Consider the following 21,132-nt stretch of genomic DNA (forward strand, 5'->3'; position numbering starts at 1 on the left):
GGCTGCCAGGCGAAAACCGCCGCCCTGTCCGTATCAGCAAGCGCCGTCGAGCGCAGAGAGAGCCTGTATGACCGTCACCCTCAAAACTCCCGAGGACATCGCTGGCATGCGTGTCGCCGGCAAACTGGCCGCCGATGTGCTGGAAATGATTGCCGAACACGTCAAGCCGGGCGTGACCACCGATGAGCTGAACCAGATCTGCCACGACTATATCGTCGACGTGCAGAAAGCCATCCCTGCCCCGCTCAACTACAAGGGCTACCCGAAGTCGATCTGCACCTCGATCAACCACGTGGTCTGCCACGGCATCCCGAACGACAAGCCGTTGAAAAACGGCGACACCCTGAACATCGATGTCACGGTGATCAAGGACGGCTACCACGGCGACACCAGCCGCATGTTCCACGTCGGCACCGTACCGGTCTGGGCCGAGCGTCTGTCCCAGGTCACCCAGGAATGCATGTACAAGGCGATCGAGATCGTCAAACCCGGCTGCCGCCTCGGCGACATCGGCGAGATCATCCAGAAGCACGCTGAAAAGAACGGTTTCTCCGTGGTGCGCGAATTCTGCGGTCACGGCATCGGCAAGGTGTTCCACGAAGAGCCGCAGATCCTGCACTACGGCCGCGCCGGCACCGGCATGGAACTGAAGGCCGGCATGACCTTCACCATCGAGCCGATGATCAACCAGGGCAAGGCCGACACCAAGGTACTGGGCGACGGCTGGACCGCGATCACCAAGGACCGCAAGCTGTCGGCACAGTGGGAACACACTTTGCTTGTCACCGACACCGGCTACGAGATCTTCACCCTGCGCAGCGACGACACCATTCCGCGCATCTCGGCCTGATCCAGACACCGTTCCCAGCCTATAGAAGGAAAGCCAATCGATGCCGCAGGTGGATCCCGAACTCTTCGACCGCGGCCAGTTCCAGGCTGAACTGGCCCTGAAAGCGAGTCCCATCGCGGCGTTCAAGAAGGCGATCCGCCAGGCCCGCGAAGTGCTCGATGCACGCTTTCGCAGCGGCCGCGACATCCGGCGGCTGATCGAGGATCGCGCCTGGTTCGTCGACAACATCCTGCAAAAGGCCTGGGACCAGTTCAACTGGAGCGAAGACGCCGACATCGCGCTGGTCGCGGTCGGCGGCTACGGTCGCGGTGAGCTGCACCCCTATTCCGACATCGACCTGCTGATCCTGCTGGACAGCGCCGACCACGAAATCTTCCGTGATTCCATCGAGCGCTTTCTGACGCTGTTGTGGGACATCGGCCTGGAAGTCGGTCAGAGCGTTCGCTCGGTGGACGAGTGCGCCGAAGAGGCCCGCGCCGACCTGACGGTGGTCACCAACCTGATGGAAAGCCGCACCATTTGCGGCCCCGAGCGTTTGCGCCAGCGTATGCTCGATGTCACCAGCACCGCCCACATGTGGCCGAGCAAGGAATTCTTCCTGGCCAAACGCTCCGAGCAGAAGGCCCGCCACCACAAATACAACGACACTGAATACAACCTGGAACCCAACGTCAAAGGCTCGCCCGGCGGACTACGGGATATCCAGACAATTCTGTGGGTTGCCCGGCGTCAGTACGGCACCCTGAACCTGCGCGCCCTGGCCGGCGAAGGTTTCCTGGTCGAGAGTGAAAACGCCCTGCTGGCGTCGTCCCAGGAATTCCTCTGGAAAGTACGCTACGCCCTGCACATGCTGGCTGGCCGCTCCGAAGACCGCCTGCTGTTCGATCACCAGCGCACCATTGCGGGGCTGCTGGGATTTGAAGGTGACGACGCCAAGCAGGCCGTCGAAAACTTCATGCAGCAGTACTTCCGCGTGGTGATGAGCATCGCCCAGCTCAGCGACCTGATCATCCAGCACTTCGAGGAAGTCATCCTCGCCCCGGAAGACGAAGCGCCGCCGCAGCCGATCAACTCGCGCTTCCAGCTGCACGACGGTTACATCGAGGCACGCAACGACAACGTATTCCGCCGCACGCCGTTCGCCATGCTCGAGATCTTCGTGCTGATGGCCCAGCAGCCGGAAATCAAGGGCGTACGCGCCGACACCATTCGCCTGCTGCGGGAAAACCGTCACCTGATCGACGACAACTTCCGCAACGACATCCGCAACACCAGCCTGTTCATCGAGCTGTTCAAGTGCAAGATCGGCATCCACCGCAATCTTCGACGAATGAACCGCTACGGCATTCTCGGGCGCTACCTGCCGGAATTCGGTTTCATCGTCGGGCAGATGCAGCACGACCTGTTCCACATCTATACGGTCGATGCCCACACGCTGAACCTGATCAAACACCTGCGCAAATTGCAGTACTCACAGGTATCGGAAAAATTCCCGCTGGCCGCCAAGCTCATGGCCAAACTGCCGAAGCCCGAACTGATCTATATGGCGGGCCTGTACCACGACATCGGCAAGGGCCGGCACGGCGACCACTCGGATATCGGCGCAGTGGATGCCGAGGCGTTCTGCCAGCGCCATCAACTGCCAGTGTGGGACAGCCGCCTGATCGTCTGGCTGGTGCAGAACCATCTGGTGATGTCGACCACCGCCCAGCGCAAGGACTTGTCCGACCCGCAGGTGATCCATGACTTCGCCCAGATCGTCGGCGACGAAACCCGCCTCGACTACCTGTACGTGCTGACCGTCGCCGACATCAACGCGACCAACCCGACCCTGTGGAACTCCTGGCGCGCCAGCCTGTTGCGCCAGCTCTACACCGAGACCAAGCGCGCCCTGCGTCGCGGACTGGAGAACCCGGTGGATCGCGAAGAACAGATCCGCCAGACCCAGAGCGCAGCGCTGGACATTCTGGTGCGCGGCGGCACCGATCCGGACGACGTCGAGCAATTGTGGGCGCAACTGGGCGACGACTATTTCCTGCGTCACACCGCCGGCGACGTGGCCTGGCACAGCGATGCGATCCTCCAGCAGCCAGCCGACGGCGGCCCGCTGGTGCTGATCAAGGAAACCACCCAGCGCGAATTCGAGGGCGGTACGCAGATCTTCATCTATGCCCCGGACCAGCACGATTTCTTTGCCGTGACCGTGGCTGCGATGGACCAGCTCAACCTGAACATTCACGACGCCCGGGTCATCACGTCCAGCAGCCAGTTCACCCTCGACACCTATATCGTGCTCGACACCGATGGCGATTCGATCGGCGACAATCCACTGCGGATCAAGCAGATCCGTGACGGCCTGACCGAAGCCTTGCGCAACCCGGACGACTACCCGACCATCATCCAGCGTCGGGTGCCGCGCCAGCTCAAGCACTTTGCGTTCGCACCACAGGTGACGATCCACAACGACGCCCAGCGTCCGGTGACGGTGCTGGAACTCACCGCCCCCGACCGCCCGGGCCTGCTGGCCCGGATCGGCGGGATTTTCCTGGAGTTCGATCTGTCGCTGCAGAACGCCAAGATCGCCACCCTGGGCGAGCGGGTGGAAGACGTGTTCTTCATCACCGACGCCCACAATCAGCCGCTGTCCGATCCGCTGCTGTGCAGCCGTTTGCAGGATGCCATCGTCGAGCAGCTCAGCGTCAATCAGGAACCCGATATCAAACTGTCGCGTATCAGCATTTGATTACGCGCCCGGATTCAACCGCTTTGCACGAGACCCCGCACCGATGAACAACGCTCTGACCCAGTTGCAGCCCTACCCGTTCGAAAAGCTCCGCGCCCTGCTCGGCAGCGTCACGCCGAACCCGGACAAGCGCCCGATCGCGCTGTCCATCGGCGAGCCGAAACACCGTTCGCCAAGCTTTGTCGCCGAAGCGCTGGCCAACAACCTGGATCAGATGGCGGTGTACCCGACCACTCTCGGCATCCCTGCCCTTCGCGAAGCCATCGCCGCCTGGTGCGAGCGTCGTTTCAACGTGCCGAGCGGCTGGATCGACCCGGCGCGCAACGTGCTGCCGGTCAACGGCACCCGTGAAGCGCTGTTCGCGTTTACCCAGACCGTGGTCAACCGTGGCGACGACGCGCTGGTGGTCAGCCCGAACCCGTTCTATCAGATCTACGAAGGCGCGGCGTTCCTCGCCGGGGCCAAGCCGCACTACCTGCCATGCCTGGATGAAAACGGCTTCAACCCGGACTTCGACGCGGTATCGCCGGACATCTGGAAACGCTGCCAGATCCTGTTCCTGTGCTCGCCGGGCAACCCGACCGGCGCGTTGATTCCGGTCGACGTGCTGAAAAAACTGATCGCCCTGGCCGACGAATACGACTTCGTGATCGCCGCCGACGAGTGCTACAGCGAACTGTACTTCGACGAACAGACGCCACCGCCAGGCCTGCTCAGCGCCTGCGCCGAACTGGGTCGCAAGGACTTCAAACGCTGCGTGGTGTTCCATAGCCTGTCCAAGCGCTCGAACCTGCCGGGCCTGCGTTCCGGTTTCGTTGCCGGAGATGCCGACATCCTCAAGGGTTTCCTGCTGTATCGCACCTACCACGGTTGCGCGATGCCGGTTCAGACCCAACTGGCCAGCGTTGCCGCGTGGAACGATGAAGTGCATGTGCGCGCCAACCGTGCGCTGTATCGCGAGAAGTTCGACGCCGTGCTGGCCATCCTGAGCCCAGTGATGGATGTGCAGCGTCCGGATGGCAGCTTCTACCTGTGGCCGAATGTGCAAGGCGATGACGCCGCGTTCTGCCGCGATCTGTTTACCGAAGAGCACGTCACTGTGGTGCCGGGTTCGTACTTGTCCCGGGATGTCGACGGGGTCAACCCGGGGGCCGGGCGCGTACGCATGGCGCTGGTCGCACCTCTGGCGGAGTGCGTGGAAGCGGCCGAGCGTATCCGTGACTTCGTACTGCGTCACAAGTAACGCCTGAACGCCCGTGCCGGGCAATCCGGCAAGGGCGCCTCATACATCGGGTTACAGATCCTCCAACTATTTATCTCACCTACCCTCCGGCCAGACGTTAGTCTTGAGCCGCGCCCATCTCTGCGCCCAGACAAACTCAAAACTTAAACTTCAAGGAAGAAGTGCAAATGAACGATCTGCTGGATTGCCAACTCATTCAATGGCCCGATGATCAAGCCGCTTATACGGCAGCCATCAATGAAAACCCTGCCAATGCCGGTACAAGCTCCGGAACTCGACGTAAACGCTCCGTCGTTAACTATTCGAAACTATGGGCCAACGGCCGAACCTTGAAAGTTGCCTTCATGGATTCACCGGATGCCGACCACAAGAACAGGATTATCGCTGCGGCCAGGCAATGGCTGCCGCACATCAACCTGAAGTTTGAATTTGTCGACGACTTGAAAGGCGACATCCGGATTGCAACAAAAAACAATAACAACAGTTCGATGCTGGGCACCGACGCTCTATTGATTCACCCCGACCACCCCACCATGAATCTTGGAGTCAAACCGGAACATGAAGACTTCGAGGTAATCGTGATCCACGAATTCGGCCACGCATTAGGTGCAATGCATGAACATCAGCACCCAAGGGCGAATATTCCGTGGGATAAGCCAAAGGTCTACGAGTTCTACAAGAGTCGGGAAATGAACCCGCTCACCGAGGAGCAAGTCGACAGGAACCTGTTCGCATCCTTCGACACACTGGACGCGATCTACACCTCCTACGACCGGAAATCGATCATGCATCATCCGGTGGCAAATACATTGACGATGGGGAACTGGGAGGTACCGATCAACCGCCGGATCAGTAGAAAAGACAAACGACTGATGCGATTGCTTTATCCAAAATAAACAACTGTTGTCGACACACAAATTTCGCCAGGCGCAACACCTGGCGAACTTTCAATATCACGCAACACAACCCGACTTCATTAACCCCGCACTCTCCCTTAACTTTCACCATCCTGTTATCCGGCTCAACTTTCTCGGAATAAATAACAGCCTATGGAATCAACATCAGCACGGACACTTAGCATGAACCCCGCAACACTTTGCCTTACAGAAAAAACGGTTTCGTTCCAACGCGCTTATGAAGTCGCGATCAACGAGAACCCAGCCAATGAAAAAACTTCGGCATCCACTCGTAAAAAACGAGCCGTCGGGAAACACGGTTACTTCTGGGCACCAGGCCGGACCTTGCGCATCGCGTTCCTGAGTGGTGATCAAGCGTTCAAGGATGCCGTCAAAGCTGCGGCCAACAACTGGCTGCCCCATATCAACCTGACATTCGATTTTGTCGAGGGCGAGTCAGGGGATATCCGTATCAGCAGCGAACCCGGCATTTACTGGTCGATGATCGGAACCAACGCGCTGCTGATCGAAGCAGAAGAGCCCACCATGAGGCTGTCCCCGGAGCACCGCCTCGCCCCGGCAGTGTTCGCCGCCAATGTCATGCATGAGTTCGGACATGCCCTGGGCGCCGAACATGAGCACCTGCATCCCGAGTCGAACATCCCTTGGAACAAGCCTGCGGTCTACGCTGCACACTGGGTGGACGAAAACGCCGACGAAGACGACTACGCCCGCCGATCTGTCGATGCACGGTACTTCAACCTGCTCGACGCGAGCGATTTCGACTACTCGCCTTACGATCCGAAATCGATCATGCATTACGCCGTGCGCCAGAAATGGACCCACGGCGACTTCAAGATCGATCTGAATCTGGTGCTCAGCGATAAGGACAAGGCGTTCATGGCGAAGGCCTATCCCTACCCCGCTGCACAAACGGCGTAATCAGCACGGGGCAGGTCAATGCGATTACTTGACCTGCCCCAGATTCGCCTCACTCAAATCCAGCTCGCCCAACACCTCCCGCAACACGTCATCGCCGATCTGGTGCTGACGGCTCAGGCTGTACAACTCAAGGCGTTGCGCGCGCAGCGCCTTGAGACGCAGGCGGCGTTCAAGCAGGTCCATCTGGAATGCCAGCGCCTGGGCTTCGGCCGAGTCGTTGAACACCTCCAGTTGATGGCGATACTCGGACATGATTCGCGCCTTGAGCTCGGCCGACAGCGCCGCTTGCGCAGCGTCCTGCGGATTGACCTCTTCGACCTCCAGCGCATGGATCGCCGCTTCGGCGGTCTTGCGCCAGGCGTCGCGGACCTCCTGGCGACGCTTGTCGTCGGGGCTTTTCTGGATCCCGCGCAGCAGTAACGGCAAGGCGATGCAGGCTGCCACCAGCGACATCAGGATCACACCGGCGGCGATGAAGATCAGCAGATCACGTTCGGGAAAGGCCTCGTTGCCCATCAGCATCGGCACCGACATTACGCCCGCCAGGGTCACCGCACCGCGCACCCCGCCGACGGTCAGCAGCCAGCAGGATCGGGCGGTGGGCACTTGAGTCAATTCACCCTTGCCGCGCAAACGGCGCAGCAGCACGGACAGACGCCAGATGCTTTGTACCCAGATGAAGCGCAGCAGCACCAAGGCAAGGAATATCGCCACCACGTCGAGGCAACGATAAAGCAGCGTCGGCCACAATGAGGTTTCGTGGCTGACCACCGCCTTGATGATGTCCGGCAATTGCAGACCGAGCAGCAGGAAGATCAAACCGTTGAAGGCAAACTCCAGCAACGACCAGACACTGCGGTTGAGCAAGCGGGTGCTGGTCTGACGCGGCAGCAGGTCGAGCCAGCTCTGCATCATCCCCGCCGCCACCGCCGAGAGAATGCCCGACGCGCCGAGCCGTTCGGCCAGCACATAAGCGGCAAACGGCAGCAGCAACATGAACACCACGTGGGTCGCCGGATCGTCCCAGCCCCGGGCGATCATCCATGCGCGCAAACGGCCCACCAGCCAGCTCAGCGCGACACCGACCGCCAACCCGCCCACCGCCACCAGCACAAACGTCAGGCTCGCATTGGCCAACGAGAATGCACCGGTAACCGCCGCCACCAGAGCGAACTTGAAGGTCACCAGACCCGAAGCATCATTCATCAACGCTTCGCCTTGCAGCATGTGCATCAGCGGTGTCGGCAAGCGGTTCTGCGAAATCGCAGACACCGCCACGGCGTCGGTGGGCGACAGCACCGCCGCCAGCGCGAAGGCCACCGGCAATGGAATCGTCGGCAACAGCCAGTGAATGAAATAGCCGGCACCGACCACGGTAAACAGCACCAACCCGACCGCCAGCGTCAGCACCGGCCCGCGCAGGCGCCACAATTCGCGCTTGGGCATGCGCCAGCCATCGGAGAACAACAGCGGCGGCAGGAACAAAAACAGGAACAGCTCGGGATCCAGAGCCACATGCAGGCCAAGTGTTGGCCAGGCCAGCAAGGCCCCGGCGGCAATTTGCACCAAAGGCAGCGGCAACGGGATGACCCGTCCGACCAGACGCGAAACGCTGACCAGCATCAGCAGGATCAGGACGGTATAAGCGGTTTGCATAAAGCGGAAATCCCGGACAATCGACAGCGTTGAACTGCCATATTAGCCGCTTAGGCTGTGGCTGACCGTTGCACCTATGTCGCACATCGGTGGACGGCGGCCAGTGACAATGGGACAAACCCCGGCCAGCGGCGACGCCGAAACCGTCCGGTCGTGGCATAATCCGTCACCTTTTCTTTCCGGCAACCTGTAAAGGGGGCGATTCCTTGACCGTTTCAAGCAAAACGTTGCACCTTTTCGGCATCAAAGCCTGCGACACCATGAAGAAGGCGCGCACCTGGCTCGATGAACACGCTGTCAGCTACGACTTCCACGACTACAAAACCGCCGGCATCGACCGTGAACACCTGACCCAATGGTGTGACGAACACGGCTGGCAAACGGTGTTGAACCGCGCAGGCACGACCTTTCGCAAGCTCGACGACGAACGCAAAGCCGATCTCGACCAGTCGAAAGCCATCGAACTGATGCTCGCTCAACCCTCGATGATCAAGCGCCCGGTGCTCGATCTCGGTGACCGAACCCTGATTGGCTTCAAGCCAGATATCTACGCGGCCGCGCTCAAGTAAGCAGCCCGTCACTTTTTGTAGAGGTATTCACATGTCCAACTCCCTGTTCAGTATCGCCTTCGGCGTCGGCACCCAGAACCGTCAAGGCGCATGGCTGGAAGTGTTCTACGCCCAGCCGCTGCTCAATCCTTCGGCCGAACTGGTCGCTGCCGTTGCACCGATCCTCGGTTACACCGAAGGCAACCAGGCCATCAGCTTCACCACCGCACAGGCCGCACAACTGGCTGAAGCCGTGAAAAGCATCGACGCCGTCCAGGGCAAACTGCTGACCCGTCTGGCCGAAAGCCACAAGCCGCTGGTTGCCACCCTGCTGGCTGAAGACGCTCAACTGAGCTCCACCCCTGAGGCGTACCTGAAGCTGCACCTGCTGTCCCATCGTCTGGTCAAGCCGCACGGCGTGAGCCTGGCCGGGATTTTCCCGTTGCTGCCGAACGTAGCCTGGACCAGCCAGGGCGCCATCGACCTGAGCGAACTGGCCGAGCTGCAACTCGAAGCCCGTCTGCGCGGCGAGCTGCTGGAAGTGTTCTCGGTGGACAAGTTCCCGAAAATGACCGACTACGTGGTTCCGGCCGGCGTGCGTATCGCTGACGCCGCACGTCTGCGTCTGGGCGCCTACGTGGGCGAAGGCACCACCGTGATGCACGAAGGTTTCATCAACTTCAACGCCGGCACCGAAGGCCCGGGCATGATCGAAGGCCGCGTCTCCGCTGGCGTGTTCGTCGGCAAGGGTTCGGACCTGGGCGGCGGTTGCTCGACCATGGGCACCCTGTCGGGCGGCGGCAACATCGTGATCAAGGTCGGCGAAGGCTGCCTGATCGGCGCCAACGCCGGTATCGGTATCCCGTTGGGCGACCGCAACACCGTCGAGTCGGGCCTGTACGTGACCGCCGGCACCAAGGTGGCGCTGCTGGACGAAAACAACAACCTGGTCAAAGTGGTCAAGGCCCGTGAACTGGCCGGCCAGACCGACCTGCTGTTCCGCCGCAATTCGGAAACCGGCGCTGTGGAATGCAAGACCCACAAATCGGCGATCGAACTGAACGAAGCGCTGCACGCTCACAACTAAGCAGCACATTGATAACCTGTGGGAGCGAGCCTGCTCGCGAAGCTTTTTGGCGTCCTCAAGGACGCCTTCGCGAGCAGGCTCGCTCCCACAGGGTCAGGCGTATACCACATGATGATTCCCTCCCCCTGGCGCGCCGATTTCCCGGCCATCGCCGCCCTGCAACGGCAAGACCAGACCTATCTGGACAACGCCGCCACCACACAAAAACCCCAGGCTCTGCTCGACGCGCTGGCGCATTACTACGCCAATGGCGCGGCCAACGTGCACCGTGCGCAACACTTGCCCGGCGCTCACGCCACGCAGGCGTTCGAGGACAGTCGCCTGAAGGTCGCCCAGTGGCTGAATGCCGGTGACAGCGGGCAGATCATCTTCACCCACGGCGCCACCAGCGCGCTGAATCTCCTGGCTTATGGCCTGGAACATCTTTTCCATCCGGGCGATGAAATTGTCATCAGCGCCCTGGAGCATCACGCCAACCTGCTGCCGTGGCAGCAACTGGCACAACGTCGCGACCTGAAACTGGTGATCCTGCCGCTGGACGATGACGGTGTGATCGACCTCGCCGCCGCCGTTCACCTGATCGGTCCGCGCACCCGCCTGCTGGCGGTCAGCCAGTTGTCCAATGTGCTCGGCGCCTGGCAACCGTTGCCGGCGCTGTTGGCGATGGCCAGGGCGCAAAACGCGCTGACGGTGGTTGATGGCGCTCAAGGCGTGGTCCACGGCCGCCATGACGTGCAGGCACTGGGTTGCGACTTTTATGTGTTTTCCAGCCACAAGCTTTACGGCCCCGATGGCCTCGGCGTGCTGTTCGGGCGCAACGAAGCGCTCGAACAACTGCGTCCGTGGCAGTTCGGCGGCGAAATGGTACTGGAAGCCAATTATCACGAATCCCGTTTCCGCCCTGCTCCGCTGGGTTTCGAAGCCGGAACGCCGCCGATTGCCAGCGTGATCGGCCTCGGCGCAACCCTCGACTACCTCGCCGGTCTGGATCTGGACGCCGTGTCCGCCCACGAAGCCGCGCTGCACGACTACCTGTTGCGTGGCCTCGCCGCTCGCAATGGCATTCGCCTGCTGGGCAAACCACAACTGGCGCTGGCCAGTTTTGTCGTCGAAGGCGTGCACAACGCCGATCTCGCGCATTTGCTGACCGAACAGGGCATCGCCGTGCGTGCCGGTCACCACTGCGCGATGCCGCTTCTCAAGCACTTCGAACTGGCCGGGGCGATTCGTGTGTCGCTGGCGCTCTATAACGACTCCGAAGATCTGGAGCGCTTCTTTGAAGCGCTGGATCAGGCGCTGGAGTTGTTGCGATGAGCCTGCCGGTCGAGGCTGCCGAAGCCCTGCAAACCTTTCAGAACGCCGCCGGCTGGGAACAACGGGCGCGTTTTCTGATGCAGTTTGGTGATCGCCTGCCGCCGTTGAGCGATGGGGACAAGTGCGAGGCCAACCGGGTGCATGGCTGTGAGAGTCAGGTGTGGCTGGTCGGCGAGTTGCGCGATGGCCACTGGCAGTTCGCGGCAAGCAGCGATGCGCGGATGATTCGCGGATTGGTGGCGTTGTTGCTGTTGCGGGTCAACGGTTTGACCGCCGGGGAGTTGCAGCAGGTGGATCTGCCAGACTGGTTCAATCAACTGGGGTTGTCGCGACAGCTGTCGCCATCGCGCAGCAATGGCCTGAATGCCGTGTTGCAGCGGATGAACGAGCTGGCGCAGTAAAAGGGCTGCTGCGCAGCCCTCTGCTTCAGGCCTGAGGCTTGACCCGATCCGCCGGGCGCCGGACGCCTGCGACAATCTTGTCCACAGCCTTGGTCGCCGCGACCATACCGAACGTCGCCGTTACCATCATCACCGCGCCAAACCCGCCGGCGCAGTCCAGCTTCACGCCGTCGCCGACAAAACTCTTCTGCAGGCAAATGCTGCCGTCCGGTTTCGGATAGCGCAGCTGTTCGGTGGAGAACACGCACGGCACGCTGTAGTGACGGGTCACGGTGCGCGAAAAGCCATAGTCGCGGCGCAATGTCGAGCGCACTTTCGAAGCCAGCGGATCGTTGAAGGTGCGGTTGAGGTCGCAGACCTGAATCAGCGTCGGATCGATCTGCCCGCCGGCGCCACCGGTGGTGATGATCTGGATCTTGCGGCGCTTGCACCAGGCGATCAGCGCGGCCTTGGCGTTGACCGCATCGATGCAGTCGATCACGCAGTCGATGTTCGGCGTGATGTATTCGGCCATGGTGTCGCGGGTGACGAAGTCCGCCACGGCGTGCACCTTGCAGTCCGGGTTGATCCCGCGCAGACGTTCGGCCATCACCTCGACCTTGGGTTTGCCGACGGTGCTGTCCAGCGCGTGCAACTGCCGGTTGGCGTTGCTGACGCAGACATCGTCGAGGTCGAACAGGGAAATCTCGCCCACCCCGCAACGGGCCATGGCTTCCGCCGCCCAGGAACCGACGCCGCCAACGCCGACAATCGCCACGTGGGCGGCGCGCAGACGCTCCATCCCTTCAATGCCATACAAACGGGCGATGCCTGCAAAGCGCGGATCTTCTGTACTCATGACCATTACCCCAAAAACCGGCGCGCATTATAGGGCCGTCGGCGGCCAAGAGCACCTTTGCGCTATGAACGGCGAACCTGCCTGCTTTAATTAAAGCTGCACGTAACAAAGATTTGCCTTACATGCTGAAACGAAAGAACTTAAGTCGGGTTGGATTGCCCAACGTCCGGCATTTCCCTGTCTGTTGTAGGACTCGGCGAACTGCCGGTGTAGGATGCGCGCCCTCAGGCGTCAACCAGCCGACCCTTCGTTCCACAGACCTTGGAACCCGACACAGCTATGTCATCGCGTAAATTTGGACTCAACCTGGTGGTGGTTCTGGCAATCGCCGCCCTGTTCACCGGTTTCTGGGCGCTGATCAACCGCCCCGTCTCCGCGCCGAACTGGCCGGAGCAGATCTCCGGTTTCTCCTATTCACCGTTCCAGCAAGGACAGTTCCCGCAGAAGGATCAGTATCCGACTGACGACGAAATGCGCCGCGACCTTGAGATCATGAGCAAGCTGACGGACAACATCCGCATCTACTCGGTCGACGGTTCCCTGCAAGACATCCCGAAACTGGCTGAAGAATTCGGCCTGCGCGTGACCCTGGGGATCTGGATCAGCCCCGACCAGGAACGCAACGAACGGGAAATCACCCGTGCCATCGAACTGGCCAACACCTCACGCAGCGTGGTTCGTGTGGTGGTCGGTAACGAAGCGATCTTCCGCAAGGAAATCACCGCCAAAGAACTCAGCGTGCTGCTCGACCGCGTGCGTGCTGCGGTGAAAGTGCCGGTGACCACCTCCGAACAGTGGCACGTCTGGGAAGAACACCCGGAACTGGCCAAGCACGTCGACCTGATCGCCGCGCACGTTTTGCCTTACTGGGAATTCATTCCGGTGGACAAGGCCGGGCAGTTCGTTTTCGACCGCGCCCGCGACCTGAAAAAGATGTTCCCGAAAAAGCCGCTGCTGCTGTCCGAAGTGGGCTGGCCGAGCAACGGCCGCATGCGCGGTGGCGCCGATGCGTCGCCGGCGGATCAGGCGATCTACCTGCGCACGCTGGTCAACAAACTCAACCGCCAGGGCTTCAACTACTTCGTGATCGAAGCATTTGACCAGCCGTGGAAGGCCAGCGACGAAGGTTCGGTCGGCGCCTACTGGGGCGTGTTCAACGCCGCGCGCCAGCAGAAATTCAACTTCGAAGGCCCGGTGGTGGCGATCCCGCAATGGCGCGTGCTGGCCATCGGTTCGGTGGTACTGGCGCTGTTGTCGCTGACCCTGCTGATGATTGACGGCTCGGCCCTTCGTCAGCGCGGCCGTACATTCCTGACCTTTATCGCGTTCCTCTGCGGTTCGGTGCTGGTGTGGATCGGTTACGACTACAGTCAGCAATACAGCACGTGGTTCAGCCTGACGGTGGGTTTCCTGCTGGCGCTCGGTGCGCTCGGGGTGTTCATCGTGCTGTTGACCGAGGCCCACGAACTGGCGGAGGCGGTGTGGATTCACAAGCGTCGCCGTGAATTCCTGCCGGTGGTCGGCGATTCGGACTACCGCCCGAAAGTCTCGATCCACGTGCCTTGCTACAACGAGCCGCCGGAGATGGTCAAACAGACCCTCAACGCCCTGGCCAACCTCGATTACCCGGACTTCGAAGTCCTGATCATCGACAACAACACCAAGGACCCGGCGGTCTGGGAGCCGGTGCGCGACTACTGCGAAACCCTCGGCCCGCGCTTCAAGTTCTTCCACGTTTCGCCCCTGGCCGGTTTCAAGGGCGGCGCGCTGAACTATCTGATCCCGCACACCGCCAAGGACGCCGAAGTGATCGCGGTGATCGACTCCGACTACTGCGTGCATCCGAACTGGCTCAAGCACATGGTGCCGCACTTCGCCGACCCGAAAATCGCCGTGGTGCAGTCGCCGCAGGACTACCGTGACCAGAACGAAAGCACCTTCAAGAAGCTCTGCTACGCCGAATACAAAGGTTTCTTCCACATCGGCATGGTCACCCGCAACGACCGCGACGCGATCATCCAGCACGGCACCATGACCATGACCCGGCGTTCGGTTCTGGAAGAACTGGGCTGGGCCGACTGGTGCATCTGTGAAGACGCCGAACTCGGTCTGCGCGTATTCGAGAAAGGCCTGTCGGCGGCGTATTACCACGACAGTTACGGCAAGGGCCTGATGCCGGACACCTTCATCGACTTCAAGAAACAGCGTTTCCGCTGGGCCTACGGTGCGATCCAGATCATCAAGCGCCACACCCGCAGCCTGCTGCGCGGCAAAGACACCGAACTGACTCGCGGCCAGCGTTACCACTTCCTCGCGGGCTGGCTGCCGTGGGTGGCCGACGGCATGAACATCTTCTTCACCGTCGGCGCGCTGTTGTGGTCGGCGGCGATGATCATCGTGCCTCAACGGGTCGACCCGCCGCTGCTGATCTTCGCGATCCCGCCGCTGGCGCTGTTCGTGTTCAAGGTCGGCAAGATCATCTTCCTGTACCGTCGCGCCGTGGGCGTGAACCTCAAGGATGCGTTCTGCGCGGCACTGGCCGGCCTGGCGTTGTCGCACACCATCGCCAAGGCGGTGCTGTACGGCTTCTTCACCAGCAGCATTCCGTTCTTCCGCACGCCGAAAAACGCCGACAACCATGGCTTCTGGGTGGCGATTTCCGAGGCCCGGGAAGAGCTGTTCATCATGCTGCTGTTGTGGGGCGCGGCGCTGGGGATTTACCTGGTGCAGGGCATTCCGAGCAACGACATGCGTTTCTGGGTGGCAATGCTGCTGGTGCAGTCGCTGCCGTACGTGGCGGCGCTGATCATGGCGTTCCTGTCGTCGCTGCCGAAACCTTCGGCGGCACCTGAACCGGCACCTGTCGTCTAATTCCTCGACGAAGCACTAAACGGCGGCCAATGGTCGCCGTTTTGCTTTAAGATAACCGCCATTTTGCAGGGCCAAGGCCCCGATGGCCTGCCACCAGACCTGTGGGAGCGAGCTTGCTCGCGATGAGTCCGTCACATTCAACACTTATGTTGAACAGGACATCGTCATCGCGAGCAAGCTCGCTCCCACATTTACAGCATCCGGAGTTTTCCATGACGGCCCACGCCGACCTTTCGCCGACCCTCCAACTCGCCATCGACCTGATCCGCCGTCCGTCCGTGACGCCGGTCGACGCCGATTGCCAGAAGCAGATGATGCAGCGCCTGGGCGATGCCGGTTTCACCCTTGAGCCGATGCGCATCGAAGATGTGGATAACTTCTGGGCGACTCACGGCAAAAACGACGGCCCGGTGCTGTGCTTCGCCGGCCACACCGACGTGGTGCCGACCGGTCCGGTGACCGCCTGGCAGATCGACCCGTTCAACGCGGTGATCGACGAACACGGCATGCTTTGCGGCCGTGGCGCGGCAGACATGAAAGGCAGCCTGGCCTCGATGACTGTGGCAGCCGAGCGCTTTGTCGCCGACTACCCGGATCACAAGGGCAAGGTCGCGTTCCTGATCACCAGCGACGAAGAAGGCCCGGCGCATCACGGCACCAAGGCTGTGGTCGAGCGTCTGGCAGCCCGTAACGAGCGTCTGGACTGGTGCATCGTCGGCGAGCCATCGAGCACCACGCTGGTGGGCGATGTGGTGAAGAACGGTCGTCGCGGCTCCCTCGGCGCCAGACTGACCGTGCGCGGCGTGCAGGGCCACGTGGCCTATCCGCACCTGGCGAAGAACCCGATCCACCTCGCTGCCCCGGCCCTGGCCGAGCTGGCCGCCGAGCACTGGGATCACGGCAACGACTTCTTCCCGCCGACCAGCTTCCAGATTTCCAACGTCAATTCCGGCACCGGCGCGACCAACGTGATTCCGGGCGATCTGGTGGCGTTGTTCAACTTCCGTTTCTCCACCGAATCGACCGTCGAAGGCCTGCAGAAACGCGTCGCCGACATCCTCGACAAGCACGGCCTGGACTGGCACATCGACTGGGCGCTGTCCGGTCTGCCGTTCCTCACCGAGCCGGGCGCGCTGCTCGATGCAGTGTCGTCGAGCATCAAGCAGATCACCGGTCGCGAGACCAAGGCGTCCACCAGCGGCGGCACCTCCGATGGCCGTTTCATCGCGACCATGGGTACGCAGGTTGTTGAACTGGGCCCGGTCAATGCGACCATCCACCAGGTCAACGAGCGCGTGCTGGCGGCCGATCTCGACGTGCTGACCGAGATCTACTACCAGACCCTGATCAAGTTGCTCGCCTGATGCTTGCGTGTCCGATCTGCAATGAACCGCTGAACGCGGTGGACAACGGCGTGGTCTGCCCCGCCGGCCACCGCTTCGACCGTGCGCGTCAGGGTTACCTGAACCTGCTGCCGGTGCAGCACAAGAACAGCCGCGATCCCGGCGACAATCAGGCGATGGTCGAGGCCCGCCGCGACTTCCTGAACGCCGGCCACTATGCGCCGGTGGCCAAGCGCCTGGCGGAACTGGCGGCCAGTTATGCGCCGGCCCGCTGGGTCGATATCGGTTGTGGCGAGGGCTATTACACCGCGCAGATCGCCGAGGCTTTGCCCGATGCTGACGGTTACGCGCTGGATATCTCGAAGGAAGCGGTCAAACGCGCCTGCAAACGCAATCCTTCGCTGACGTGGTTGATTGCGAGCATGGCCCGTGTGCCTTTGGCTTCCGGCAGTTGCCAGTTTCTGGCCAGCGTCTTCAGTCCGCTGGACTGGGAAGAGGCCAAGCGCCTGCTCAGCGTCGGCGGTGGCCTGATGAAAGTCGGCCCGACCAGCGGCCATCTGATGGAGCTGCGCGAACGCCTGTACGACGAAGTGCGCGAATACACCGACGACAAGCACCTGGCCCTGGTGCCGGAAGGCATGGCGCTGGCGCACAGTGAAACCCTCGAGTTCAAGCTGACGCTGGACAAGCCCGAGGATCGTGCCAACCTGCTGGCGATGACACCCCACGGCTGGCGCGCCAGTGCCGAGCGCCGTGCGGCGGTGATCGAGCAGACCGAGCCGTTCGTGACCACCGTGTCGATGCGCTACGATTATTTCGTTCTTCAATAACTTTTGGACTCGGGCAAGCAGCCCGGGGCCGGCTAAATCCGCGAATGGATTTTTCAGACCCGCAGTGAGGATATCCATGCGCCAACCGGACATCGAGATTTACCTGAAAGACGCCGACGTCGACCACAAGGCCATTTCCGCCTGGCTGGGCGCCGCCCTTGGCCCGTGCAGCGACTGGGTACAGAAAGGTCAGACCTACAAGTGCAAGGCCGGCAACATCCCGGTGACCTGGCTGCCGAAAGCCGTGGGCAAGTGGAACAGCCTGTACCTGGAAAGCGACCAGACGCCATGGGACGACGACATCGCCTGCGCCCGTGCAGCGTTTGCCGCGCTGAACGTCGAAGTGCGCTGCGCGCCGGGGACGTGGGTCGAGGAAGAAGGTGAGGAAACGGCGGATCGCTGGATCCGGATCAGCGCCGACGGTGAAGAAGAGATCACCTGGAAAACTGCGTAAAACCAGCAGCACAGAACCCATGTGGGAGCGGGCTTGCTCGCGAATGCGGTGTGTCAGTCGATATCAATGCTGACTGACACATCGCATTCGCGAGCAAGCCCGCTCCCACAATGATTTTCGGTGTTCTGAAGATTTGCGTTACAGGCCTACAACATCCTCGGCCTGCAACCCCTTCTGCCCTTCCACCACCGCATATTCAACCTGCTGACCTTCGGTCAGCGAACGGTGGCCTTCACCGCGGATCGCGCGGTAGTGCACGAACACGTCCACCCCGTCTTCGCGCTGAATGAAGCCGTAGCCCTTGGCGTCGTTGAACCACTTCACGTTGCCGGTTTCACGTGTTGCCATCTGTTCATACTCCTTTTTTATTATTGAACAGGCTTTTCGCAGGAAAGCCTTTGCGGAACGTCAGCCTGCGTCCGACGTCCATAAAAGGGCCCCGGCGACAGACCGCCGAGTATATGACAGGCGGCAAAACTCTCAACAGGAGATTACTTCGCCGCTTTTTTGCCGATTTTCGAGTAATCCGGCAAACTGTCGACCGCCCGAGCAAACGCTCGGTTTATCCACTCACGCAGAAGCCGTATGACCCGTTCCCCGTTCCGCCGTCTTGTGTTTGGCACCTTGCGCCGACTGTTGTATCTCTGGGTTCGCTCCGAGACGATCAACCAGTCGTCCTTCACCCTCAACCTCGACCGCAGTCGTCCGGTGTTCTACGTCCTGCAAAACCCATCGCTCACCGATCTGGCGGTGGTCGACACCGAGTGCACCAAGGCCGGTCTGCCGCGCCCGGTGTTGCCAGTGTCCGTGGGTTCACTGATCGAACCGGCGGCGTTCTTCTACCTGACGCCGGACCCGGACTGGCTCGGCCGCCAGGACAAGCGCGGCGCACCGCCGACCCTGACCCGACTGGTCAGCGCCCTCAGTCAGAATGCCGCCGAAGATGCGCAGATCATTCCGGTCAGCGTGTTCTGGGGCCAGTCGCCGGATAGCGAAAACAGCCCGTGGAAACTGCTGTTCGCCGACAGCTGGGCCGTCACCGGGCGCCTGCGTCGGCTGCTGAGCATCATGATTCTGGGGCGCAAGACCCGCGTGCAATTCTCCGCGCCGATCCACCTGCGCGAACTGATCGAACACAACAAGGGCCACGAGCGCACCGTGCGCATGGCTCAGCGAATCCTGCGGGTGCACTTCCGCAATCTCAAGGCTGCGGTAATCGGCCCGGACATTTCCCACCGCCGTAACCTCGTCAAAGGTCTGCTCAACCAGCCGCTGGTCAGGCAAGCGATCCTCGATGAAGCCGAGCGCGAAAACATCTCCCCGGAAAAAGCCAAGGCCCAGGCCCTGCGCTACGGCAACGAGATCGCCTCGGACTACACCTACACCGCGATCCGCTTTCTGGAAGTGGTGCTGAGCTGGTTCTGGAACAAGATCTACGACGGGATCAAGGTCAATCACATCGAAGGCGTGCAGAAGGTTGCCCAAGGTCACGAAGTGATCTACGTGCCGTGCCACCGCAGTCACATCGACTATCTCTTGCTGTCGTACTTGCTGTTTCGTAACGGCCTGACCCCGCCGCACATTGCCGCCGGGATCAACCTCAACATGCCGGTGATCGGCAGTCTGCTGCGTCGTGGCGGTGCGTTCTTCATGCGCCGCACGTTCAAGGGCAACCCGCTGTACACCTCGGTGTTCAACGAATACCTGCATACCCTGTTCACCAAGGGTTTCCCGGTCGAGTACTTCGTCGAGGGCGGCCGCTCGCGTACCGGGCGCATGCTGCAACCGAAAACCGGGATGCTGGCGATCACCATGCGCAGCTTTCTGCGGTCCTCGCGGATGCCGATCGTGTTCGTGCCGGTGTACATCGGCTACGAGCGCGTGCTTGAAGGGCGGACTTACCTCGGTGAACTGCGTGGCGCGAGCAAGAAGAAAGAATCGATTTTCGACATCTTTAAAGTCATCGGCGCGCTCAAGCAGCGCTTCGGCCAGGTGGCGGTGAACTTCGGCGAACCGATCAAACTCGCGGAGTTCCTCGACAGTGAGCAGCCGGGCTGGCGCCAGCAGGAGCTGGGCCCGCAGTTCAAACCGGCGTGGCTCAACGAAACCACCAATCGCCTCGGCGAAAAAGTCGCGCAGCACCTGAACGAAGCGGCGGCGATCAACCCGGTCAACCTGGTGGCGCTGGCGTTGCTGTCGACCACTCGTCTGGCACTGGATGATCGGGCCATGGCGCGGGTGCTGGATCTGTATCTGGCGCTGTTGCGCAAGGTTCCGTACTCGCCGCACACCACGTTGCCGGAGGGTGATGGCCGGGCGTTGATCGAGCATGTGAAGGACATGGATCTGCTGTCCGAACAGAACGATGCGCTGGGCAAGATTCTCTATCTGGACGAACAGAACGCCGTCCTGATGACCTACTACCGCAACAACGTGCTGCACATCTTCGCCCTGCCGGCGTTGCTCGCGAGTTTCTTCCAGAGCACTTCGCGCATGAGCCGCGAGCAGATCCTGCGCTACACCCGTGCGCTGTATCCGTATCTGCAGGCGGAGTTGTTCATCCGCTGGAACCTGGACGAACTGGATGCGGTGATCGATCAGTGGCTGGAGGCGTTCGTCGAACAAGGCCTGCTGCGTTTCGAGAAAGACGTGTACCTGCGCCCGGCGCCGAGCTCACGGCATTTCGTGCTTCTGACTCTGCTGTCGAAGAGCATCGCCCAGACCCTGCAGCGCTTCTACATGACCGTATCGTTGTTGCTCAACGCCGGCCAGAACACCATCAGCGCTGAGGAACTGGAAGACCTGTGCACGGTCATGGCCCAGCGTCTGTCGATCCTGCATGGACTGAACGCGCCGGAGTTCTTCGACAAGAGCCTGTTCCGCCACTTCATCCAGACGATGCTCGATCTTGACGTTCTGCGTCGCGACGAAGCGGGCAAGTTGAGTTATCACGAACTGCTTGGAGAACTGGCCGAAGGTGCGGCGAAACGGGTGTTGCCTGCGGAAATTCGATTGTCGATCCGTCAGGTGGCGTTGCATCGCAGTGAAGATGCGGCCGATCAGCCCGCCACCCCTGCGCAGAGCGACTAAATTCCTACAGGCGCCAGGCTTCTTCT

17 protein-coding genes are annotated in these 21,132 nt (G+C 61.2%); 14 read left to right on the forward strand and 3 right to left on the reverse strand.

Translation table 11 applies throughout. The features are described 5' to 3' along the window. Positions 1–67: 67 nt before the first annotated feature. From map to OQ248_RS04890, 5 genes are all read left to right on the forward strand, one after another. The gene (gene map, locus OQ248_RS04870) at positions 68–850 is read left to right on the forward strand and encodes a type I methionyl aminopeptidase (RefSeq protein ID WP_011332681.1); all 783 of its coding nucleotides are present in this window, start codon (positions 68–70) and stop codon (positions 848–850) included. Between the two features lie 40 nt (positions 851–890). After that, positions 891–3,593: a [protein-PII] uridylyltransferase gene (locus tag OQ248_RS04875; RefSeq protein WP_085712837.1), complete on the forward strand. Its 2,703-nt coding sequence runs from the start codon at positions 891–893 to the stop codon at positions 3,591–3,593. 43 nt (positions 3,594–3,636) lie between these two features. Further along, complete coding sequence (gene dapC / locus OQ248_RS04880; RefSeq protein WP_265812184.1) at positions 3,637–4,836, forward strand: succinyldiaminopimelate transaminase; 1,200 nt, start codon at positions 3,637–3,639, stop codon at positions 4,834–4,836. A 167-nt stretch (positions 4,837–5,003) separates the two neighbouring features. After that, complete coding sequence (locus OQ248_RS04885; protein WP_265812185.1) at positions 5,004–5,732, forward strand: M12 family metallopeptidase; 729 nt, start codon at positions 5,004–5,006, stop codon at positions 5,730–5,732. A 183-nt stretch (positions 5,733–5,915) separates the two neighbouring features. Then, positions 5,916–6,674 carry a hypothetical protein gene (locus OQ248_RS04890; RefSeq protein ID WP_265812186.1) on the forward strand — a complete coding sequence of 253 codons (759 nt, stop codon included), beginning with the start codon at positions 5,916–5,918 and terminating at the stop codon, positions 6,672–6,674. A 24-nt stretch (positions 6,675–6,698) separates the two neighbouring features. Here the strand turns inward: OQ248_RS04890 and OQ248_RS04895 are convergent, their stop codons facing one another. Then, positions 6,699–8,330 carry a Na+/H+ antiporter gene (locus OQ248_RS04895; RefSeq protein WP_265812187.1) on the reverse strand — a complete coding sequence of 544 codons (1,632 nt, stop codon included), beginning with the start codon at positions 8,328–8,330 and terminating at the stop codon, positions 6,699–6,701. Positions 8,331–8,590: 260 nt separating this feature from the next. On the opposite strand from OQ248_RS04895, the gene OQ248_RS04900 reads away from it, so the two are divergent. From OQ248_RS04900 to OQ248_RS04915, 4 genes are all read left to right on the forward strand, one after another. After that, complete coding sequence (locus tag OQ248_RS04900; RefSeq protein ID WP_042607053.1) at positions 8,591–8,899, forward strand: arsenate reductase; 309 nt, start codon at positions 8,591–8,593, stop codon at positions 8,897–8,899. A 31-nt stretch (positions 8,900–8,930) separates the two neighbouring features. Continuing rightward, entirely contained in the window at positions 8,931–9,965 is a 1,035-nt protein-coding gene (dapD, locus tag OQ248_RS04905; RefSeq protein ID WP_265812188.1) for a 2,3,4,5-tetrahydropyridine-2,6-dicarboxylate N-succinyltransferase, read from the forward strand. 108 nt (positions 9,966–10,073) lie between these two features. Next, positions 10,074–11,279: a cysteine desulfurase gene (locus tag OQ248_RS04910; RefSeq protein WP_265812189.1), complete on the forward strand. Its 1,206-nt coding sequence runs from the start codon at positions 10,074–10,076 to the stop codon at positions 11,277–11,279. Beyond that, positions 11,276–11,680, forward strand: a complete 405-nt coding sequence (locus OQ248_RS04915; RefSeq protein ID WP_265812190.1) for a SufE family protein — start codon at positions 11,276–11,278, stop codon at positions 11,678–11,680. The genes OQ248_RS04910 and OQ248_RS04915 overlap by 4 nt, the downstream gene beginning before the upstream one ends. 25 nt (positions 11,681–11,705) lie before the next feature. Here OQ248_RS04915 and tcdA read toward each other — a convergent pair whose 3' ends face one another. Beyond that, on the reverse strand, positions 11,706–12,524 hold the full coding sequence (gene tcdA, locus OQ248_RS04920; RefSeq protein ID WP_085702578.1) for a tRNA cyclic N6-threonylcarbamoyladenosine(37) synthase TcdA: 819 nt from the start codon (positions 12,522–12,524) through the stop codon (positions 11,706–11,708). 273 nt (positions 12,525–12,797) lie between these two features. Between tcdA and OQ248_RS04925 the strand changes: the two genes are divergently transcribed. The 4 genes from OQ248_RS04925 (at position 12,798) to OQ248_RS04940 (ending at position 18,016) form a co-directional block, all read left to right on the forward strand. Further along, the gene (locus OQ248_RS04925) at positions 12,798–15,389 is read left to right on the forward strand and encodes a glycosyltransferase (protein WP_265812191.1); all 2,592 of its coding nucleotides are present in this window, start codon (positions 12,798–12,800) and stop codon (positions 15,387–15,389) included. Between the two features lie 212 nt (positions 15,390–15,601). Continuing rightward, positions 15,602–16,753, forward strand: coding sequence for a succinyl-diaminopimelate desuccinylase (gene dapE, locus OQ248_RS04930; protein ID WP_265812192.1), 1,152 nt, complete (start codon positions 15,602–15,604; stop codon positions 16,751–16,753). Further along, positions 16,753–17,562 (forward strand): putative RNA methyltransferase, encoded by an 810-nt coding sequence (locus OQ248_RS04935; RefSeq protein ID WP_265812193.1) that lies wholly within the window; start codon positions 16,753–16,755, stop codon positions 17,560–17,562. Before dapE ends, OQ248_RS04935 begins: the two co-directional genes overlap by 1 nt. A gap of 76 nt (positions 17,563–17,638) precedes the next feature. Then, entirely contained in the window at positions 17,639–18,016 is a 378-nt protein-coding gene (locus tag OQ248_RS04940; RefSeq protein ID WP_007954752.1) for a hypothetical protein, read from the forward strand. Between the two features lie 138 nt (positions 18,017–18,154). On the opposite strand, the gene OQ248_RS04945 is transcribed toward OQ248_RS04940, so the two are convergent. Then, positions 18,155–18,364 carry a cold-shock protein gene (locus OQ248_RS04945; RefSeq protein WP_007954750.1) on the reverse strand — a complete coding sequence of 70 codons (210 nt, stop codon included), beginning with the start codon at positions 18,362–18,364 and terminating at the stop codon, positions 18,155–18,157. Positions 18,365–18,601: 237 nt separating this feature from the next. Here OQ248_RS04945 and plsB point away from each other — a divergent pair, with 237 nt between their 5' ends. Then, positions 18,602–21,106 carry a glycerol-3-phosphate 1-O-acyltransferase PlsB gene (gene plsB / locus OQ248_RS04950; RefSeq protein WP_265812194.1) on the forward strand — a complete coding sequence of 835 codons (2,505 nt, stop codon included), beginning with the start codon at positions 18,602–18,604 and terminating at the stop codon, positions 21,104–21,106. Positions 21,107–21,132 lie beyond the last annotated feature (26 nt).

The sequence above is a fragment of the Pseudomonas sp. COW5 genome, assembly GCF_026240005.1.
GTDB lineage: Bacteria > Pseudomonadota > Gammaproteobacteria > Pseudomonadales > Pseudomonadaceae > Aquipseudomonas > Aquipseudomonas kribbensis.

What these genes read in the sequence shown, in the direction of transcription:
- map (WP_011332681.1), top strand. Translation starts at nt 68, where the DNA reads ATGACCGTCACCCTCAAAACTCCCGAGGACATCGCTGGCATGCGTGTC.
- OQ248_RS04875 (WP_085712837.1), top strand. Translation starts at nt 891, where the DNA reads ATGCCGCAGGTGGATCCCGAACTCTTCGACCGCGGCCAGTTCCAGGCT.
- dapC (WP_265812184.1), top strand. Translation starts at nt 3,637, where the DNA reads ATGAACAACGCTCTGACCCAGTTGCAGCCCTACCCGTTCGAAAAGCTC.
- OQ248_RS04885 (WP_265812185.1), top strand. Translation starts at nt 5,004, where the DNA reads ATGAACGATCTGCTGGATTGCCAACTCATTCAATGGCCCGATGATCAA.
- OQ248_RS04890 (WP_265812186.1), top strand. Translation starts at nt 5,916, where the DNA reads ATGAACCCCGCAACACTTTGCCTTACAGAAAAAACGGTTTCGTTCCAA.
- OQ248_RS04895 (WP_265812187.1), bottom strand. Translation starts at nt 8,330, where the DNA reads ATGCAAACCGCTTATACCGTCCTGATCCTGCTGATGCTGGTCAGCGTT.
- OQ248_RS04900 (WP_042607053.1), top strand. Translation starts at nt 8,591, where the DNA reads ATGAAGAAGGCGCGCACCTGGCTCGATGAACACGCTGTCAGCTACGAC.
- dapD (WP_265812188.1), top strand. Translation starts at nt 8,931, where the DNA reads ATGTCCAACTCCCTGTTCAGTATCGCCTTCGGCGTCGGCACCCAGAAC.
- OQ248_RS04910 (WP_265812189.1), top strand. Translation starts at nt 10,074, where the DNA reads ATGATGATTCCCTCCCCCTGGCGCGCCGATTTCCCGGCCATCGCCGCC.
- OQ248_RS04915 (WP_265812190.1), top strand. Translation starts at nt 11,276, where the DNA reads ATGAGCCTGCCGGTCGAGGCTGCCGAAGCCCTGCAAACCTTTCAGAAC.
- tcdA (WP_085702578.1), bottom strand. Translation starts at nt 12,524, where the DNA reads ATGGTCATGAGTACAGAAGATCCGCGCTTTGCAGGCATCGCCCGTTTG.
- OQ248_RS04925 (WP_265812191.1), top strand. Translation starts at nt 12,798, where the DNA reads ATGTCATCGCGTAAATTTGGACTCAACCTGGTGGTGGTTCTGGCAATC.
- dapE (WP_265812192.1), top strand. Translation starts at nt 15,602, where the DNA reads ATGACGGCCCACGCCGACCTTTCGCCGACCCTCCAACTCGCCATCGAC.
- OQ248_RS04935 (WP_265812193.1), top strand. Translation starts at nt 16,753, where the DNA reads ATGCTTGCGTGTCCGATCTGCAATGAACCGCTGAACGCGGTGGACAAC.
- OQ248_RS04940 (WP_007954752.1), top strand. Translation starts at nt 17,639, where the DNA reads ATGCGCCAACCGGACATCGAGATTTACCTGAAAGACGCCGACGTCGAC.
- OQ248_RS04945 (WP_007954750.1), bottom strand. Translation starts at nt 18,364, where the DNA reads ATGGCAACACGTGAAACCGGCAACGTGAAGTGGTTCAACGACGCCAAG.
- plsB (WP_265812194.1), top strand. Translation starts at nt 18,602, where the DNA reads ATGACCCGTTCCCCGTTCCGCCGTCTTGTGTTTGGCACCTTGCGCCGA.